This is a genomic window from Flavobacterium luteolum (assembly GCF_027111275.1).
In the GTDB taxonomy this organism is placed as follows: Bacteria; Bacteroidota; Bacteroidia; order Flavobacteriales; family Flavobacteriaceae; genus Flavobacterium; species Flavobacterium luteolum.
Map to the genome: position 1 here is coordinate 3,197,288 of NZ_CP114286.1, position 19,996 is coordinate 3,217,283.

At 35.1% G+C, this 19,996-nt stretch carries 16 protein-coding genes and 4 tRNA genes; 19 read left to right on the forward strand and 1 reads right to left on the reverse strand.

Going from position 1 to position 19,996, the window contains the following annotated elements; all coding sequences use genetic code 11:
• Position 1 precedes the first annotated feature (1 nt).
• The 19 genes from OZP10_RS13755 to OZP10_RS13845 all read left to right on the forward strand — a co-directional run bounded on the left by OZP10_RS13755 (position 2) and on the right by OZP10_RS13845 (position 17,664).
• On the forward strand, positions 2-1,141 hold the full coding sequence (locus tag OZP10_RS13755; RefSeq protein WP_281631389.1) for an acyl-CoA dehydrogenase family protein: 1,140 nt from the start codon (positions 2-4) through the stop codon (positions 1,139-1,141).
• A 144-nt stretch (positions 1,142-1,285) separates the two neighbouring features.
• On the forward strand, positions 1,286-1,480 hold the full coding sequence (gene rpsU, locus OZP10_RS13760) for a 30S ribosomal protein S21 (protein WP_026730435.1): 195 nt from the start codon (positions 1,286-1,288) through the stop codon (positions 1,478-1,480).
• A gap of 89 nt (positions 1,481-1,569) precedes the next feature.
• A complete protein-coding gene (locus tag OZP10_RS13765; protein WP_281631390.1) occupies positions 1,570-2,463 on the forward strand; it encodes a tyrosine-type recombinase/integrase in 894 nt (297 codons plus the stop codon).
• Positions 2,464-2,495: 32 nt separating this feature from the next.
• A complete protein-coding gene (gene hpf, locus OZP10_RS13770) occupies positions 2,496-2,798 on the forward strand; it encodes a ribosome hibernation-promoting factor, HPF/YfiA family (protein WP_125722466.1) in 303 nt (100 codons plus the stop codon).
• A 90-nt stretch (positions 2,799-2,888) separates the two neighbouring features.
• A tRNA-Thr gene (locus tag OZP10_RS13775) sits at positions 2,889-2,962 on the forward strand.
• A 60-nt stretch (positions 2,963-3,022) separates the two neighbouring features.
• Positions 3,023-3,103 (forward strand) — tRNA-Tyr (locus OZP10_RS13780).
• Positions 3,104-3,194: 91 nt separating this feature from the next.
• Positions 3,195-3,266, forward strand: a tRNA-Thr gene (locus OZP10_RS13785).
• Between the two features lie 55 nt (positions 3,267-3,321).
• Positions 3,322-4,509 carry an elongation factor Tu gene (gene tuf, locus OZP10_RS13790; RefSeq protein ID WP_109192121.1) on the forward strand — a complete coding sequence of 396 codons (1,188 nt, stop codon included), beginning with the start codon at positions 3,322-3,324 and terminating at the stop codon, positions 4,507-4,509.
• A gap of 56 nt (positions 4,510-4,565) precedes the next feature.
• Positions 4,566-4,636: transfer RNA gene (locus OZP10_RS13795), tRNA-Trp, on the forward strand.
• Positions 4,637-4,654: 18 nt separating this feature from the next.
• Positions 4,655-4,852, forward strand: coding sequence for a preprotein translocase subunit SecE (gene secE, locus OZP10_RS13800; RefSeq protein WP_008466927.1), 198 nt, complete (start codon positions 4,655-4,657; stop codon positions 4,850-4,852).
• A gap of 10 nt (positions 4,853-4,862) precedes the next feature.
• Positions 4,863-5,414: a transcription termination/antitermination protein NusG gene (nusG, locus tag OZP10_RS13805; RefSeq protein ID WP_008466925.1), complete on the forward strand. Its 552-nt coding sequence runs from the start codon at positions 4,863-4,865 to the stop codon at positions 5,412-5,414.
• A 67-nt stretch (positions 5,415-5,481) separates the two neighbouring features.
• Positions 5,482-5,919 (forward strand): 50S ribosomal protein L11, encoded by a 438-nt coding sequence (gene rplK, locus OZP10_RS13810; RefSeq protein ID WP_008466923.1) that lies wholly within the window; start codon positions 5,482-5,484, stop codon positions 5,917-5,919.
• A 13-nt stretch (positions 5,920-5,932) separates the two neighbouring features.
• Entirely contained in the window at positions 5,933-6,622 is a 690-nt protein-coding gene (rplA, locus tag OZP10_RS13815; RefSeq protein WP_025572415.1) for a 50S ribosomal protein L1, read from the forward strand.
• 22 nt (positions 6,623-6,644) lie between these two features.
• Complete coding sequence (rplJ, locus tag OZP10_RS13820) at positions 6,645-7,148, forward strand: 50S ribosomal protein L10 (RefSeq protein ID WP_111422296.1); 504 nt, start codon at positions 6,645-6,647, stop codon at positions 7,146-7,148.
• 92 nt (positions 7,149-7,240) lie between these two features.
• A complete protein-coding gene (gene rplL, locus OZP10_RS13825) occupies positions 7,241-7,612 on the forward strand; it encodes a 50S ribosomal protein L7/L12 (RefSeq protein ID WP_008466917.1) in 372 nt (123 codons plus the stop codon).
• 264 nt (positions 7,613-7,876) lie between these two features.
• Entirely contained in the window at positions 7,877-11,689 is a 3,813-nt protein-coding gene (gene rpoB / locus OZP10_RS13830; protein WP_281631391.1) for a DNA-directed RNA polymerase subunit beta, read from the forward strand.
• 255 nt (positions 11,690-11,944) lie between these two features.
• Positions 11,945-16,255 carry a DNA-directed RNA polymerase subunit beta' gene (gene rpoC, locus OZP10_RS13835; RefSeq protein WP_177210639.1) on the forward strand — a complete coding sequence of 1,437 codons (4,311 nt, stop codon included), beginning with the start codon at positions 11,945-11,947 and terminating at the stop codon, positions 16,253-16,255.
• Positions 16,256-16,265: 10 nt separating this feature from the next.
• The gene (locus OZP10_RS13840; protein WP_055094614.1) at positions 16,266-16,577 is read left to right on the forward strand and encodes a DUF3467 domain-containing protein; all 312 of its coding nucleotides are present in this window, start codon (positions 16,266-16,268) and stop codon (positions 16,575-16,577) included.
• A 352-nt stretch (positions 16,578-16,929) separates the two neighbouring features.
• Entirely contained in the window at positions 16,930-17,664 is a 735-nt protein-coding gene (locus OZP10_RS13845; protein WP_281631392.1) for a hypothetical protein, read from the forward strand.
• 91 nt (positions 17,665-17,755) lie between these two features.
• On the opposite strand, the gene OZP10_RS13850 is transcribed toward OZP10_RS13845, so the two are convergent.
• Positions 17,756-19,348, reverse strand: coding sequence for a peptide chain release factor 3 (locus OZP10_RS13850; protein WP_177210637.1), 1,593 nt, complete (start codon positions 19,346-19,348; stop codon positions 17,756-17,758).
• Between the last annotated feature and the right edge of the window lie 648 nt (positions 19,349-19,996).

The window sequence follows — 19,996 nt, forward strand, 5'->3', positions numbered from 1 at the left end:
CATGAACTTTGATTACAACGAAACACAACTAATGATTACACAGTCTATAAAAGACTTTGCAGAAAAGAATATTAGACCTTATATAATGGAATGGGATGAAGCGCAAATTTTTCCAATTAAGTTATTTAAACAACTTGGCGAGATGGGCTTCATGGGAGTTTTGGTTCCAGAGGAATATGGCGGTTCGGGTTTAGGTTATCATGAATATGTTACAATAATCGAAGAAATTTCTAAAGTGGATCCGTCAATAGGATTGTCGGTTGCGGCGCATAACTCTTTATGCACCAATCATATCTTAACTTTTGGAAATGAAGAACAAAAGAAAAAATGGCTTCCGAAACTGGCTACAGCCGAACATATAGGAGCGTGGGGTCTAACCGAACACAATACAGGTTCTGATGCAGGAGGAATGAATACAACTGCGGTTAAAGATGGTGATCATTGGATTGTAAATGGAGCAAAAAACTTTATTACGCATGGTATATCTGGAGATATCGCTGTTGTAATAGTTCGTACTGGTGAAAAAGGTGATTCTAAAGGAATGACAGCTTTTGTATTTGAAAAAGGTATGAAAGGGTTTTCGTCTGGTAAGAAAGAAAATAAATTAGGAATGAGAGCAAGTGAAACTGCTGAGTTGGTTTTTGATAATTGCCGTGTTCCAGATGAAAATAGATTAGGAGAAGTAGGAGAGGGTTTTGTTCAGGCTATGAAAATTCTTGATGGAGGAAGAATCTCTATTGGAGCCCTGTCTTTAGGAATCGCAAAAGGAGCCTATGAAGCAGCGTTGCAATATTCAAAAGAAAGATATCAGTTTGGACAGCCTATTAGTAATTTTCAGGGTATCTCTTTTAAATTGGCTGATATGGCAACAGAGATTGAGGCTTCGGAATTATTGCTTCATAAAGCTGCGTTTTTAAAACAACAGCATAAACAAGTAACAACAGCTGGTGCAATGGCTAAAATGTATGCTTCTGAAGCATGTGTTAAAATTGCAAATGATGCGGTTCAGATTCATGGAGGTTATGGTTACACCAAAGATTTTCCGGTAGAAAAGTTCTACAGAGACTCTAAATTATGTACTATAGGAGAAGGAACAACTGAAATTCAAAAATTGGTTATTTCAAGGAATCTGTTGAAATAACAGCGTTTAAAAGGTAAATGCAGTGCATGAGGAATGATTTTTTCTGGTTTTAAGCCGTAAATGAAAAATAATTCAAAATTTATAACTCATAATTAATAATTAATACATACATTTGCAGCCTTAACGAGAGGAGGTGTCTATATTATGTTAATTATACCAATTAAAGACGGAGAAAATATCGATAGAGCATTAAAGCGCTATAAAAGAAAATTTGATAAAACAGGAACTGTTCGTCAATTAAGAGCACGTACTGCTTTTATTAAGCCTTCTGTTATCAAAAGAGCTCAAATCCAAAAAGCGGCTTACATTCAAGGCTTGAAAGATAGTTTAGAGAGTTAATATCAGCTTTTAGAAAATAATTACCGTTAGTGGTCAAAATGTTTTAATTTTGATGCTAACGGTTTTTTTATGCTTAATTTTTAGATTTTATGAAAACGAATAAAGAGGCTTTTTCGGATTATCTTTTGCTGGAAAAAAAATATTCTTCACATACGGTTGGGGCTTACTTAAATGATATAATGTCTTTTGAGTCTTTTGTGAAGGAGTCTTTTGATCAGGAAAGTGTTGATTTGGTAAATTATAGTCAGGTGAGAAGCTGGATTGTTTTTTTAGTTGATCAGGATATTTCAAATGTTTCTATTAATAGAAAAATGGCTTCTTTGAAAGCTTTTTATAAGTTTCTTTTAAAATCAAAACAAATAGAGGTTAGTCCTATGTTGAAGCATAAATCATTGAAAACTCCAAAAGTGATCCAGGTTCCTTTTTCGGAAAAAGAGCTTAAAGATCTGCTTGAGGTGATAGATGTTCCTGTTGGTTTTGAAGAGATTCGGGACAGGCTTATTGTGGAGATGTTTTATGTTACGGGAATGCGTCGTGCGGAATTAATTCATTTGATGATTAAAAATGTTGATCGTTCAAGTAATACAATTAAGGTTTTAGGGAAAAGAAATAAGGAGCGCATTATTCCGATTTTGCCGATTATTGCTGATCAAATTGATTTCTATATAAAGGAAAGGAGTGATTTGGAGAGGTTGGTAGATTTGGATTATTTTTTTGTTTCGAAAAAAGGGTTAAAATTGAGCGAATCTTTTGTTTATCGTTTAATAAATTCATACTTTAGTAGGGTCTCAGAAAAGGTGAAAAAAAGTCCGCATGTGCTTCGTCATACCTTTGCAACTCACCTCTTGAATAATGGGGCAGATTTGAATTCAGTTAAAGAATTGCTAGGGCATTCTAGTTTGGCGTCGACACAAGTTTATACTCATAATAGTCTTGCGGAGCTTAAAAAAGTATATAAGGGGGCGCATCCAAGGAGTAAATAGCGGTTCTAAATGTTAATCCTAAAATTTTTATTATGAAGGTAGATGTTCATGCAGTTAATTTTACTGTCGACAGAAAATTGGTCGATTTTATTCAGGAAAGAATGGGTAAGCTAGAGAAATACTACGATCGAGTGGTTTCATCAGATGTTTTTTTAAAAGTAGAAAGAACTAGTGATAAAGAAAATAAGATGGTGGAGATAAAGATTAATGTTCCTGGTGATGATTTTTTGGTAAAAAAACAGTGTAAAACATTTGAGGAGGCTGTTGAGCTTTCTGCAGAGTCGTTAGAACGTTTGCTTGTAAAAAGGAAGGAAAAAATAAGAGCACATATTTAATTGAAATTTTTTTGAAAAAATGTTTTGATTAAAAGATAAAATAGCTACATTTGCAGTCCGTTAGAAATAGCGGACTTTTTTAATGCATTCGCCGATGTAGCTCAGCTGGCTAGAGCAGCTGATTTGTAATCAGCAGGTCGTGGGTTCGAGTCCCTCTATCGGCTCAGAAAATTTCAAATGCGATTTGAAATTTGGTTCTTTAAAATGATGGAATTTTAAAATTAGGGGAGATACTCAAGCGGCCAACGAGGGCAGACTGTAAATCTGCTGTGTGAACTTCGCAGGTTCGAATCCTGCTCTCCCCACAACAAAAAAGAGGTTAAGATTTTGGGTCTTGGATTTTAGATTGTTGAAAATCTGAGGTTTGGATTCGGAAATCTCAAATCAGAACTCTCTGCCGGTGTAGCTCAGGGGTAGAGTGCTTCCTTGGTAAGGAAGAGGTCTCGGGTTCAAATCCCGACATTGGCTCAAGTAAGTAGGAAATTGAAAATTAATATATAACTAAGATTAAAAATTAAGTAAAATGGCAAAGGAGAATTTTAATCGTTCCAAACCGCACTTAAACATAGGTACAATTGGACACGTAGATCACGGAAAAACTACATTAACTGCTGCAATTACAAAAGTATTGTCAGATGCTGGTTACTGTCAAGCAAAATCGTTTGATCAAATCGATAACGCTCCAGAGGAGAAAGAAAGAGGTATTACTATTAATACATCACACGTAGAGTACGAAACTGCTAACCGTCACTACGCTCACGTTGACTGTCCAGGTCACGCGGATTACGTAAAGAACATGGTTACTGGTGCTGCTCAAATGGACGGAGCTATCTTAGTAGTTGCTGCTACAGATGGTCCAATGCCACAAACTCGTGAGCACATCCTTTTAGGTCGTCAGGTTGGTATTCCAAGAATCGTTGTTTTCATGAACAAAGTGGATATGGTTGATGATGCTGAGTTATTAGAGCTTGTTGAAATGGAAATTAGAGATTTATTATCTTTCTACGAATATGATGGAGATAATGGTCCTGTAGTTCAAGGTTCTGCTTTAGGAGGATTAAACAATGATCCAAACTGGGTACCTAAAATTATCGAATTAATGGAAGCTGTTGACAACTGGATCGAAGAGCCAGTACGTGACGTTGCTAAACCATTCTTGATGCCAGTTGAGGACGTATTTACAATTACAGGTCGTGGAACTGTTGCTACAGGTCGTATCGAAACTGGAGTTGCTAACACTGGAGATCCTGTTGAAATCATTGGTATGGGAGCTGAAAAATTAACTTCTACTATTACAGGAGTTGAGATGTTCCGTAAAATCCTTGATAGAGGTGAAGCTGGAGATAACGTAGGTTTATTGTTAAGAGGTATTGATAAAGCTGATATCAAAAGAGGTATGGTTATTATTAAGCCAGGTTCAGTAAAACCACACGCTAAATTCAAAGCTGAGGTTTATATCTTGAAAAAAGAAGAAGGTGGACGTCACACTCCATTCCACAATAACTACCGTCCACAGTTCTACGTACGTACAACTGACGTAACAGGAGTTATTACTTTACCAGCAGGTGTAGAGATGGTAATGCCAGGTGATAACTTAACTATTGAAGTTGCTTTATTAAGTCCAATCGCTATGAACGTAGGTTTACGTTTCGCTATCCGTGAAGGTGGTAGAACAGTTGGTGCTGGTCAGGTTACTGAAATCGTAGAGTAATTCTATAAATAAATAAAAGCCAGTGAATTTCTTATTTGAAATCACTGGCTTTAATTACGGGCGTAGTTCAAGGGTAGAATAGCGGTCTCCAAAACCGTTGATGGGGGTTCGAATCCCTCCGCCCGTGCAATAAAAAATATATCAAATGACAAAAGTTACTAATTATTTATCAGAGGCTTTCGAAGAGTTAAAGTCAAATGTTACTTGGCCAGCTTGGGCTGAAGTTCAAAAATTGACAATTGTTGTGGCTGTATTTTCGATTTTATTCGCTTTGGCAACATGGGGAGTAGACGAATTTTTTGCAAAAGCTTTGGCTGGATTTTTTAACTGGTTAAAAGGATAATTTTTTTGTGATGGCAGATAATAATGTGAAAAAATGGTACGTAGTTAGAGCGGTTAGTGGTCAAGAAAATAAAGTGAAAGCTTATATCGAGACTGAGATTGCGAGATTAGGTATGGAGGATTATGTTTCTCAGGTTTTAGTTCCTACTGAAAAAGTAGTTACTGTAAAAGATGGGAAAAAATCATCTAAGGATAAAGTTTACTTTCCTGGATATGTTATGATTGAAGCTAACTTAGTTGGTGAAATCCCTCATATTATTAAGTCAATTACTAGTGTTATTGGATTTTTGGGAGAAACTAAGGGTGGAGAACCTGTTCCTTTAAGACTTTCTGAAGTAAACCGTATGTTAGGTAAGGTAGATGAGTTAGCTGTAAATACTGATACTCGTTCTATTCCATTTAGTGTTGGGGAAACGGTTAAGGTTATTGATGGACCTTTCAATGGATTTAATGGATCTGTTGAGAAAATCAATGAAGAAAAGCGTAAGCTTGAGGTAATGGTTAAGATTTTCGGAAGAAAAACTCCATTAGAATTAAGTTTTATGCAAGTAGAAAAAGTATAATTTTTTGTTACACTATAATAAACCATTGTAATCGCTTCCATTGATTACAGTGTTAAATTTTTTAAAAATGGCTAAAGAAATTAGTAAGGTAGTTAAACTACAAGTTAAGGGAGGTGCTGCGAACCCGTCGCCACCGGTTGGACCTGCTTTAGGAGCTGCTGGGGTTAATATCATGGAGTTTTGTAAGCAATTTAATGCTAGAACTCAAGATAAACCTGGCAAAATTTGTCCAGTGCAAATCACTGTGTACAAAGACAAATCATTTGATTTTGTTGTTAAGACTCCTCCAGCAGCAGTTCAGTTAATGGAAGCTGCAAAGCTAAAATCTGGTTCTGGTGAGCCTAATCGTAAAAAAGTAGCTAGCGTTACTTGGGAACAAATTAGAACTATTGCTGAAGACAAAATGCCAGACTTAAATGCTTTCACAATTGAGAAAGCTATGAGTATGGTTGCTGGAACAGCTAGATCTATGGGTATAACTGTATCAGGAGATGCTCCTTTTTAATTAAGAAAAAGAAATGGCAAAATTAACAAAAAAGCAAAAAGAGGCTGCTTCAAAAATTGAAAAGAACAAATTATACTCTTTAAAAGATGCTGCTGCATTAATTAAAGTTGTTGCTTCTGCAAAATTTGATGAGTCTGTTGATATCGCAGTTCGTTTGGGTGTTGATCCAAGAAAAGCGAATCAAATGGTAAGAGGTGTGGTAACTTTACCTCACGGAACAGGAAAAGACGTTAAAGTATTAGCGTTGGTTACTCCAGATAAAGAGGCTGAAGCAAGAGAGGCTGGAGCAGATCACGTTGGTCTTGATGATTACTTACAAAAAATTAAAGACGGTTGGACAGATGTTGATGTTATCATCACTATGCCTGCTGTAATGGGTAAATTAGGTCCATTAGGTCGTATTTTAGGGCCTAGAGGTTTAATGCCAAACCCTAAAACAGGTACTGTAACTATGGATGTTGCAAAAGCTGTTCAAGAGGTTAAAGCTGGTAAAATTGACTTTAAAGTTGATAAAACTGGTATTGTACACGCAGGAATCGGTAAAGTTTCTTTTGGAGCTGAGCAGATTGTTGACAACGCACACGAAATTATTCAAACATTAATAAAACTTAAACCAACTGCTGCTAAAGGTACATACATTAAAGGTATTCACCTTACAAGCACAATGAGTCCTGCTATCGCATTAGACCCAAAAGCAGTATAATTGGTAGTTAAAAATTTTTAGTATGACTAGAGAAGAAAAATCAATCGCGATTGAAAATTTAACTGCGCAGTTAGCTGGTACAAATATCATTTATGTATCTGATATTTCTGGTTTAAACGCAGAGACAACTTCAAACTTACGTAGAGCTTGTTTTAAAGCAGGTATCAAATTAGAGGTTGTAAAGAACACTTTGCTTGCAAAAGCAATGGAAGCTTCTTCTAATGATTATGGTGATTTACCTACAGTTTTAAGTGGTAACAGTGCTATCTTTATTTCTGATGTTGCTAACGCGCCTGGAAAAATTATCAAAGATTTCCGTAAGAAATCTGATAAACCAGTTTTAAAAGGAGCTTACATCAACTCTGAAGTATATATTGGGGACAACCAATTAGATGCATTAGCTACAATTAAATCTAAAGAAGAGCTTATTGGAGAAATCATTGGATTATTACAATCTCCAGCTCAAAGAATTATTTCTGCTTTACAAAACAAATTCGCTGGAAGCGAAGAAGAAGGAGCAGAGTAATTATCGTAAGGGAGTTTGCTTCCTTACTGCTTAATTAGCGCACAATAATTAAATTATATTTTTTACACAAATCATTTTAAACGATAGAAAAAATGGCAGATTTGAAACAATTCGCAGAACAATTAGTTAACTTAACAGTTAAAGAAGTTAACGAATTAGCAACAATATTAAAAGATGAGTACGGAATCGAGCCTGCTGCTGCTGCTGTAGTAGTTGCTGCTGGTGGAGGAGACGGTGCTGCTGAAGAAGCACAAACTGAGTTTACAGTTGTATTGAAAGATGCAGGAGCTTCTAAATTAGCTGTTGTAAAATTAGTTAAAGAATTAACTGGTTTAGGTCTTAAAGAAGCTAAAGATGTAGTTGACGGTGCACCAAGCAACGTTAAAGAAGGTGTTTCTAAAGAAGAGGCTGAAGGTCTTAAAAAATCTTTAGAAGAGGCTGGAGCTACTGTTGAGCTTAAATAATTAAACTCAGTTTAAGAACTAGGTTTAGGTCTTGAGTTAACACTCAAAGGCCTAAACCATTTTTCGTATAATAAAATATATTAAGTTTTATTATCCCATAGTTTAAAATACGAAAAAGTTTTAGATCAATACGAAGAAAGAAAATCGGCTTATTTTATAGTTTATTTTTAAAGATGTATTGATTATAATAAGAAAGTATAGATTAAACAGTGTGTTTTTACACAAACAAAAATTACTTTTTTTTAATCAAAATTTTGTCCATTGATGATAACAAATCAGACTGAAAGATTGAATTTTGCCTCTACAAAAAATATCCCTGACTATCCAGATTTCTTAGATGTTCAGGTTAAATCTTTTAAAGATTTCTTTCAATTAGAAACGAAATCTGACGAAAGAGGCAACGAAGGGTTATACAACACCTTCATGGAAAACTTCCCAATTACAGATACAAGAAACAACTTTGTATTGGAATTCCTAGATTATTTTGTTGATCCTCCACGTTATACAATTCAAGAATGTATAGAGAGAGGTCTTACTTATAGTGTGCCTTTAAAAGCTAGGTTAAAACTATACTGTACAGATCCAGAACACGAAGATTTTGAAACAATTGTACAAGATGTTTATCTTGGAACAATACCTTACATGACTCCTAGTGGTACTTTTGTTATTAATGGTGCCGAGCGTGTTGTAGTATCTCAATTACACCGTTCTCCAGGGGTTTTCTTTGGACAGTCATTCCACGCAAATGGAACTAAACTTTATTCTGCAAGAGTAATTCCTTTTAAAGGATCTTGGATAGAATTTTCTACTGATATCAACAGCGTAATGTACGCATATATCGATAGAAAGAAAAAATTACCTGTAACAACTTTATTCCGTGCTATCGGTTTCGAAAGAGATAAGGATATCCTTGAAATTTTCGACTTAGCTGAAGAAATTAAGGTTTCTAAAACAGGTATTAAGAAATATATTGGAAGAAGACTTGCTGCGCGTGTATTGAACACCTGGCACGAGGATTTCGTAGATGAAGATACTGGAGAGGTAGTTTCTATCGAGCGTAACGAAATCATCCTTGATCGTGATACAATTATCGACAAAGATAATGTTGAAGAGATCATCGATTCTAACGTAAAATCTATTTTGTTACACAAAGAGGATAACAACCAAGCAGATTATGCTATTATCCACAACACGTTACAAAAAGATCCAACAAACTCTGAAAAAGAAGCTGTAGAGCACATTTACCGTCAGTTGCGTAACGCTGAACCGCCTGATGAGGAAACTGCTCGTGGTATTATAGATAAATTGTTCTTCTCTGATCAACGTTATAACTTAGGTGAAGTTGGTCGTTACAGAATGAACAAAAAATTAGATTTAGATATCCCTATGGATAAGCAAGTGCTTACTAAAGAGGATATTATTACAATCGTAAAATATTTGATCGAATTGATCAACTCTAAAGCAGAGATTGATGATATTGATCACTTATCAAACCGTCGTGTCAGAACAGTTGGAGAACAGTTGTCTCAACAATTCGGTGTTGGTTTAGCACGTATGGCTAGAACTATTCGTGAGAGAATGAACGTTAGAGATAACGAGGTGTTTACACCGATTGATTTGATTAATGCTAAAACATTATCATCAGTTATCAACTCTTTCTTTGGTACTAACCAGTTATCTCAATTTATGGACCAAACGAATCCATTAGCTGAGATTACACACAAAAGAAGACTTTCTGCACTTGGGCCAGGTGGACTTTCGAGAGAGAGAGCTGGTTTCGAGGTTCGTGACGTTCACTATACACACTATGGTCGTTTATGTCCGATTGAAACTCCTGAGGGACCAAACATTGGTTTGATTTCATCTCTTGGTGTTTATGCAAAAGTTAACGGAATGGGATTCATCGAAACTCCATACCGTAAAGTAACAAATGGTGTAGTTGATTTAGAAAGTACTCCGGTTTACTTAAGTGCTGAAGAAGAAGAAGGTAAAATGATTGCTCAAGCAAACATTGAAATGGATGCTACAGGTAAAATTACAGCAAGCAATGTTATTGCTCGTGAGGAAGGTGACTTCCCGGTTGTTGAGCCATCAGTTGTTCATTATACAGACGTTGCTCCTAACCAGATCGCTTCGATTTCTGCATCTTTGATTCCTTTCTTGGAGCATGATGATGCGAACCGTGCGTTGATGGGATCAAACATGATGCGTCAGGCAGTTCCTTTGATCCGTCCTGAAGCACCGATTGTAGGTACAGGTTTAGAGCGTCAGGTAGCTTCAGATTCAAGAGTATTGATCAATGCTGAAGGGCATGGTACTGTTGAATACGTAGATGCTAATATCATTACTATTAAATACGATCGTACAGAAGACGAGAGAATGGTAAGTTTTGATGCTGATGAGAAAACGTACAACTTAATTAAATTTAGAAAAACCAATCAAGGTACAAGTATCAACTTGAAACCAATCGTAAGAAGAGGTGACAGAGTTGTTCCTGGACAAGTATTGTCTGAAGGATATGCTACTCAAAATGGAGAATTAGCTTTAGGTAGAAACTTAAAAGTTGCGTTCATGCCATGGAAAGGGTACAACTTCGAGGATGCGATTGTAATTTCTGAGAAAGTAGTTCGTGATGATATTTTTACTTCTATCCACGTTGATGATTATTCATTAGAGGTTAGAGATACTAAGTTAGGAAACGAAGAGTTAACAAACGATATTCCTAACGTTTCTGAAGAAGCTACTAAAGATTTAGATGAAAACGGTATGATTAGAATTGGAGCAGAGGTTAAACCTGGCGACATTTTGATCGGAAAAATTACACCAAAAGGAGAATCAGATCCTACTCCAGAGGAGAAATTGCTTCGTGCAATCTTCGGAGATAAAGCAGGTGATGTAAAAGATGCTTCATTAAAAGCTTCTCCATCTTTACATGGTGTAGTTCTTGACAAAAAATTATTTGCAAGAGCCGTAAAAGATAAACGTAAACGTACTCAAGATAAAGATGCTTTAGGCGCTTTAGAAATGGAATTCGAAACTAAATTTGTTGAATTAAAAGACAGATTGGTTGAGAAATTATTCTTGATTGTTAACGGAAAAACATCTCAAGGTGTAATGAATGATTTGGGTGAAGAAGTTTTACCAAAAGGTAAAAAATATACTCAAAAAATGCTTTACGCAGTAGAAGATTTTGCTCACTTAAGCAAAGGTCAATGGGTTGCTGATGATGCTACTAATAAAATGGTTAATGATTTGATTCATAACTATAAAATTAAGCTGAACGACTTACAAGGAGCTTTAAGAAGAGAGAAATTCACTATTACAGTTGGAGATGAATTACCATCTGGAATCTTGAAATTGGCTAAAATCTATATCGCTAAAAAACGTAAGTTAAAAGTTGGTGATAAAATGGCGGGACGTCACGGTAACAAAGGTATTGTTGCAAGAATCGTTCGTCATGAGGATATGCCATTCTTAGAAGATGGAACACCAGTAGATATCGTATTGAATCCACTTGGGGTACCTTCACGTATGAACATTGGTCAGATTTATGAGACTGTTCTTGGATGGGCTGGTATGAACTTGGGTAGAAAATTTGCTACTCCAATTTTCGACGGTGCTTCTCTTGACGAGATCAACGCTTTGACTGATGAGGCTAACGTGCCACGTTTCGGACATACCTATCTTTATGATGGTGGAACTGGAGAGCGTTTTGCACAAAAAGCAACTGTGGGTGTAATTTACATGCTTAAATTAGGACACATGGTTGATGATAAGATGCACGCACGTTCTATCGGACCATACTCATTGATTACGCAACAGCCACTTGGAGGTAAGGCTCAATTTGGAGGTCAGCGTTTTGGAGAGATGGAGGTTTGGGCACTTGAGGCTTATGGAGCTTCTAGTACTTTACGTGAAATCTTAACTGTTAAGTCTGATGACGTTATTGGTAGAGCTAAAACTTACGAAGCTATCGTTAAGGGTGAAACTATGCCAGAACCAGGTTTACCAGAATCATTCAATGTATTAATGCACGAATTGAAAGGTCTAGGTTTAGATCTTCGTTTGGAAGAATAATAAAAAATGTAGAGACGTGATTAATCACGTCTCTACATTCATATTTATAATAAGTTTTTAAAGATTTATACCCGTAACCCGTTCCGATTTTTTATAACAATGCAAGGCATTTTATAACTAGCACTTCAAATAAGAATTTGAGGTTTAGAGAAGTAACCCGAGGTAGTAGCTGAATGATTAACTCTTATTTTTTTAAGAGTAGATTATAAATCTAAATTCAATTTTTTAATTGCAAATAAATCAATAGTAAAAACTATGATGAATAACAGAAACAATAATAAAGATAAGAATCCAGTAAAAAGATTTAACAAAATTTCTATTGGATTGGCTTCACCAGAATCTATCTTGAAAGAATCGAGAGGAGAGGTTTTAAAGCCAGAAACTATTAACTATAGAACTCACAAACCAGAGCGTGACGGACTTTTCTGCGAAAGAATCTTCGGACCAGTAAAAGATTTCGAATGTGCTTGTGGTAAGTATAAAAGAATTCGTTACAAAGGTATCATCTGTGACCGTTGTGGTGTTGAAGTTACTGAGAAAAAAGTACGTCGTGATAGAGTAGGACACATCAACCTTGTTGTGCCAATTGCTCATATCTGGTACTTCCGTTCTCTTCCAAACAAAATTGGTTATATCCTTGGTCTTCCATCTAAGAAATTAGATATGATCATTTACTACGAAAGATACGTGGTAATCCAAGCTGGTATTGCTAAAAATGCAGATGGAGAATCTTTACAAAGACTTGATTTCTTAACTGAAGAAGAATACTTAAACATTTTAGATACTCTTCCACAAGAAAACCAATATTTAGATGATTTAGATCCAAATAAATTTGTTGCCAAAATGGGAGCAGAGTGTATTATGGATTTATTAGCTCGTATTGACTTAGATGCTTTGTCTTATGAATTAAGACACAGCGCTAACAATGAGACTTCAAAACAAAGAAAAACTGAAGCTTTAAAAAGACTACAAGTTGTTGAATCTTTCCGTGAGTCTAACGAAAACCGCGAAAACCGTCCAGAATGGATGATCATGAAAGTGGTTCCAGTTATCCCACCAGAATTACGTCCGCTTGTGCCACTTGATGGAGGTCGTTTTGCAACTTCAGATTTGAACGACTTATACCGTCGTGTAATCATCCGTAACAACCGTTTGAAAAGATTAATGGAGATTAAAGCTCCTGAAGTTATCTTAAGAAACGAGAAACGTATGTTGCAAGAATCTGTAGATTCATTATTCGATAACACTCGTAAAGCTTCTGCTGTTAAAACAGAATCTAACAGACCATTAAAATCATTATCTGACTCATTAAAAGGTAAGCAAGGACGTTTCCGTCAAAACTTACTTGGTAAACGTGTGGATTATTCTGCTCGTTCGGTAATCGTCGTTGGTCCAGAGTTAAAATTATATGAGTGCGGATTGCCAAAAGATATGGCTTCTGAATTATACAAACCTTTCGTTATCCGTAAATTGATTGAAAGAGGTATTGTTAAAACAGTAAAATCTGCGAAGAAAATCATTGACAAAAAAGAGCCGGTAGTTTGGGATATTTTAGAAAACGTAATTAAAGGACACCCAGTATTACTGAACCGTGCTCCTACTTTGCACAGACTTGGTATTCAGGCTTTCCAGCCAAAATTAATTGAAGGAAAAGCGATCCAGTTACACCCATTAGTATGTACGGCATTCAACGCCGATTTCGATGGTGACCAGATGGCGGTTCACTTACCATTAGGACCAGAGGCTATTTTAGAGGCGCAATTATTAATGCTGGCTTCTCACAATATCTTGAACCCTGCAAATGGTGCTCCAATTACTGTACCTTCTCAGGACATGGTCTTGGGTCTATACTATATGACCAAAGAGCGTATTTCTACAGAAGATCACATTATTTTAGGTCAAGATTTGACTTTCTATTCTGCTGAAGAAGTAAACATTGCATTAAACGAAGGAAGATTAGAATTGAATGCTCGTGTGAAAATTAGAGCAAAAGATTTTAATGACGCTGGAGAATTAGTGTACAAAATTATTCAAACAACTGCAGGACGTGTATTATTTAACGAAGTAGTACCTGAAGCAGCTGGATATATCAATGACGTATTAACAAAGAAAAACCTTAGAGATATTATCGGACACATTTTAAGTGTGACTGATGTACCTACAACGGCAGCTTTCTTGGATAATATGAAAGATATGGGTTATAAATTCGCATTTAGAGGAGGTTTATCATTCTCTTTAGGTGATATTAGAATCCCAGAACAAAAAACGAAGTTAATTGCAGATGCTAGAGAGCAAGTTGAAGGTATCTCAACTAACTATAACATGGGTCTTATCACAAATAACGAGCGTTACAACCAAGTTATTGACGTATGGACTTCAGCAAATGCTCAGTTAACAGAATTAGCAATGAAAAATATTAGAGAAGACCAACAAGGTTTCAACTCTGTATATATGATGCTTGACTCTGGGGCGAGGGGTTCTAAGGAACAGATTCGTCAGTTAACTGGTATGCGTGGTTTGATGGCTAAGCCTAAAAAATCTACTGCTGGTGGTGGTGAGATTATTGAAAACCCGATTCTTTCTAACTTTAAGGAAGGTCTTTCGATCCTTGAGTACTTCATTTCTACTCACGGTGCTCGTAAAGGTCTTGCGGATACGGCTCTTAAAACGGCCGATGCTGGTTACTTGACAAGAAGACTTCATGACGTTTCTCAAGATGTTATTGTTAACATCGAAGATTGTGGAACTTTAAGAGGTGTTGAAGTTGCGGCATTGAAGAAAAATGAGGAAATCGTTGAATCTTTAGGAGAGAGAATTTTAGGACGTGTTGCATTACAAGACGTTATCAATCCTCTTACTAACGAAGTAATGGTTAAATCTGGAGAGCAAATTACTGAAGCAATTATGAGAACTATCGAAGCTTCTCCAATTGAAAAAGTAGAAGTTAGATCTCCATTAACTTGTGAAGCTTTAAAAGGTATTTGTGCTAAATGTTACGGTAGAAACTTAGCTACAGGTAAGATGACACAAAGAGGTGAAGCTGTCGGAGTTATTGCAGCTCAGTCTATTGGAGAGCCAGGTACACAGTTGACACTTCGTACGTTCCACGTTGGAGGGGTTGCTGGAGGTATCTCTGAAGAGTCTAGTATTGTTACAAGATTCGCAGGTAGACTTGAAATTGAAGATTTAAAAACAGTTAAAGGAGAAGACGGAGAAGGAAACTCTGTTGATATCGTAGTTTCACGTTCAACTGAATTGAAATTAGTTGACGAGAAAACTGGAATTGTTTTAAATACACATAACATTCCTTACGGTTCTAGTATCTTCGTTGGAGATGGAGAAACTGTAGCTAAAGGAACTGTAATCTGTAAATGGGATCCATATAACGGTGTAATTGTTTCTGAGTTTACTGGTAAGATTGCTTACGAAGATTTAGAGCAAGGACAATCGTTCATGGTTGAGATCGATGAGCAGACTGGTTTCCAGGAAAAAGTAATTTCTGAGGCTAGAAACAAAAAATTAATCCCAACTTTATTAGTTTATGGTAAAGAAGGTGAATTGATTCGTTCTTACAACTTACCAGTAGGTGCACACTTAATGGTTGAAAATGGCGAGAAAATTAAAGCAGGTAAAGTATTAGTAAAAATCCCACGTCGTTCTTCTAAAGCAGGCGATATCACGGGAGGTTTACCAAGAATTACTGAGCTTCTTGAGGCTCGTAACCCTTCAAACCCAGCAGTTGTATCTGAAATTGATGGAGTTGTATCTTTCGGTAAAATCAAAAGAGGTAACCGTGAGATCGTTATTGAGTCTAAATTTGGTGAGATTAAAAAGTATTTAGTTAAACTTTCTAGCCAAATCTTAGTACAAGAGAATGACTTCGTAAGAGCGGGAGTTCCATTGTCTGATGGTGCTATTACACCAGATGATATCTTGAGAATTCAAGGTCCAGCTGCTGTTCAACAGTACTTGGTAAATGAAATTCAAGAGGTTTACCGTTTACAAGGGGTAAAAATTAATGATAAGCACTTTGAGGTTGTAATTCGTCAAATGATGCGTAAAGTAAGAGTTGAGGATCCAGGAGATACTTTATTTTTAGAAGATCAATTAATTCATACTAAAGATTTTATTGTTCAAAACGATAAATTATATGGTATGAAAGTGGTAGAAGATGCTGGAGATTCTTCAGTATTAAAACCTGGTCAGATCATTACACCTCGTGAATTGCGTGATGAAAATTCATTATTGAAACGTACAGATAAAAATCTTGTTGTAGCAAGAGACGTAATTACTGCAACTGCAACGCCAGTTCTACAAGGTATTACAAGAGCTTCGTTACAAACTAAATCATTCATTTCTGCGGCTTCATTCCAGGAGACAACGAAAGTACTTAACGAAGCTGCAGTAGCTGGTAAAGTAGATGATCTAGAAGGATTAAAAGAAAATGTAATTGTTGGACACAGAATTCCTGCGGGAACTGGTATGAGAGAGTACGATAACACTATCGTAGGATCTAAAGATGATTACAATGAAATGATGGCTAATAAAGAAGAATACATTTATTAATTAGGAAACTATGAGTAATCCGAAACAACAACAAGAGCAAATTAATATTGAGTTGGATGAAACTATTGCAGAAGGAATTTATTCTAATCTTGCAATTATCAATCACTCATCATCAGAGTTTGTTTTAGATTTTGTAAGCATTATGCCAGGTATTCCTAAAGCCAAGGTAAAGTCAAGAATTGTCTTGACACCACAACATGCTAAAAGATTATTAAAAGCAATAGGTGAAAATATCCATAGATTTGAGGCAGCTCATGGCGAAATCAAAGAAACGGAACAAGCACCAATTCCGCTTAATTTTGGTCCAACTGGACAAGCATAAATTTTTAAAAGCCCCTTTTTTAAGGGGCTTTTTTTATGGCTTATGGGAAAAAGAGTATTTTATCGGATTTAATTTACTTTAGTCGGGTAATTTTCTTTTCAAGAAAGTATTTATTTAACTTGCTATAACCTAAAAAAGATTAAATTTTGAAATATAATGACTTAATAAGGTTGATTAATTCAAATTATAAAAAAGCGCTAATTTAAATATTAACGCTTTTTTTATGTTTAAAAATGAGGTCTTTATAATGAGCATTAATTTTTTTTTTTTGTTATCCCAACCTTTTTATAAAATCAATACTCTATATAAATAATAAGCTTCTCGAAAGTTTTTAACTTATATATAATAGAGTATGAAAAAGAAATTCACCTTAGAAATTGCAACTCCTTGTTCTGAAAATTTTGATAAAATGATTCCAAACTCACAGGGTTCATTCTGTAATTCATGTATGAAGAATGTTATCGATTTGAGTAAAAAGACAAATTCAGAAGTAGCTAAGTTTATTAATGAAAATAAGGATAAAAATATCTGCGCACGATTAAAAACGAAGCAGTTGGAAGAGGAATTTGTTTATAATGAAACTTCTAAAATCAATACTTTAAAGTATGCGACAATTGCTGCATCTGTTTTGTTGGCATCAAATCTTGCAGCACAAGAAAAAGAACCTATTAAAACAGAAATTAGCTGTTCGAAACCAAATGCATATAAAGTAGGTAAAGTAGCTTACAGTCAAACTCAAAATGAAGAAGTTTCAATAATAATTAAAGGAAAATTATTAGAGGCAAAAAGCAATAAACCTTTTGATAGAGAAACTTATTCTAATTTAATGATTGCTTTTAGTGGTTCTCAAAATCCTGCAAAAGTAAATTATAAAACAGGAGAGTTTTCTATAGAATCCAAGGTTCTAAAGAATAGTAAAACGTTAATGGTTACAATCACGGCTAATGATTATTACCTTTCAAAAGAGATATCCTTTGATGTGAAATCAATTAAAAATAATGTTTTAATGAAAAATATAATTGTTGGTTCAGAAGAACTTAACAGAATATATATTGCCGGCGGATTAGGAATTAATTATACGGAGTAATATTCAAATTTACATTGGGGGATGTAAATGAAAAAGGCTGTCTAAATAGAATTTGACAGCCCTTTTGTTTTTTTATCTAAAGAAAGTTTATTTAATCAAACTCAGATGTAAAATACAATTTGACAGTTGGATATTTGCTTTGTGTCATCTGAATAGTAAAATCAGAATCAGCTAAGAAAACCAATTGTCCGTATTTATCGTGAGCCAAGAATTTTTGCTTGATACGTTTAAATTCTTTGAATTCTTCATTTTTAGCATCATCAGGTTTTACCCAGCAAGCTTTATGTACAGGGAAGTTTTCGTATGTACATTTTGCACCATATTCGTGCTCCAAACGGTATTGAATTACCTCATACTGAAGTGCACCAACAGTTCCGATAACTTTACGGTTGTTCATTTCTAAAGTAAACAACTGAGCGACTCCTTCATCCATTAACTGGTCAACTCCTTTTTCCAATTGTTTCGCTTTCATTGGATCAGCATTATTGATGTATCTAAAGTGCTCTGGAGAGAAACTAGGAATACCTTTAAAGCTCATGATTTCGCCTTCAGTTAAAGTATCTCCAATTTTAAAGTTTCCTGTATCGTGCAAACCTACAATATCACCTGGGTAAGAAATATCAACGATTTCTTTTTTCTCAGCGAAAAAGGCATTAGGACTTGAGAATTTTAAATTTTTCTTTTGACGAACGTGGTAATATGGTTTGTTTCTTTCGAAAGTTCCAGAAACGATTTTGATAAATGCTAAACGGTCACGGTGTTTTGGATCCATATTAGCGTGGATTTTGAAAACAAATCCAGTCATCTTCTCTTCAGTAGGTTCAACTGTACGAGTTTCAGAATCTTTTGGTCGTGGAGATGGTGCAATTGTAATGAAACAATCTAACAACTCACGAACACCAAAATTATTCAAAGCAGAACCAAAGAATACGGGCTGAATTTTTCCATCTAAATAATCTTGACGTTCAAATTTTGGATAAACCTCATCAATCAATTCTAACTCTTCACGAAGTTTATTAGCTGCTTTTTCACCAACAATTTTATCTAATTCCGGATTGTTCTGTACATCAGAAAACGCAATTGTTTCTTCAATGTTTTTACGGCTGTCTCCGCTAAAAAGGTTAATGTTTTCTTCCCAAAGATTGTAAATTCCTTGGAAATCATAACCCATTCCGATAGGGAAACTTAGAGGCGTTACTTTTAAACCTAATTTTTGTTCTACTTCATCCATTAGATCGAAAGCATCCTTACCTTCACGATCTAATTTATTGATGAAAACAATCATCGGAATGTTACGCATTCTACAAACTGCAACCAATTTTTCAGTTTGTTCCTCAACCCCTTTTGCAACGTCAATTACAACAATTACACTATCAACAGCAGTTAAAGTTCTAAAAGTATCTTCGGCAAAATCCTTGTGTCCAGGAGTATCCAGGATATTGATTTTTTTATCTTTATAATTAAAAGCAAGTACAGAAGTAGAAACCGAGATACCTCTTTGGCGTTCGATTTCCATAAAGTCACTCGTTGCTCCTTTTTTAATTTTATTATTTTTTACCGCTCCAGCTTCCTGAATAGCACCTCCAAATAACAGTAATTTTTCCGTTAATGTAGTTTTACCAGCATCGGGATGCGAGATAATTCCAAATGTTCTTCTGCGTTGTATTTCTTTTAAAAAGCTCATATTTCGTATAAATAGGTTGCAAAAGTACTATTAAATACGGCTTTATAAAAATATTCACTTCTTAAATTTGGGAAGTCTTTATCATTAGGTAGCTTTTTAGAAAAAAATAAGGCTGTTTTTCAACAGTCTTAAATAGTCATTTTTAAAATTACTGATTAATTGACCAAATTGAACATCCTTTTGAGGGACATTGTATTTTTACGCATTTATCGGCTTGAGTTGTCGAGTACCAAGTTGGGTTTCAGGTGAAATCTTTAATTTGAGTATTTGCCAAGTTGGTCTGAATCCATCTTTCTTGCTAAACGTCTTAATTTCCAAATTATTTCTGATAATAGGATCATTCATTTTGTAGTAACAAGCAAAGCCAAATACTGAACTGTTGACTTAGTTAACCCAATCATTTAGAACGTTTACATTCGAATCCCATAATTAGTTTAGTTAAATAGTAAGTTTTGTAATTGATGAAATTTAGGTCTAAAAAGATGGATGTTATTGTTTTTTTTACTGTAAATTATTAATTACCTATCTAAAGTATTTTTTTTTTGATATAACTTTATTTTGCGAGAAGAATGTTTGTTGCAAAAACGTTGTAGTGTTGAGAACTTTTTTTTAGAGTGCTAATAATTAAGAGTTTATTTAGCGCTTAAA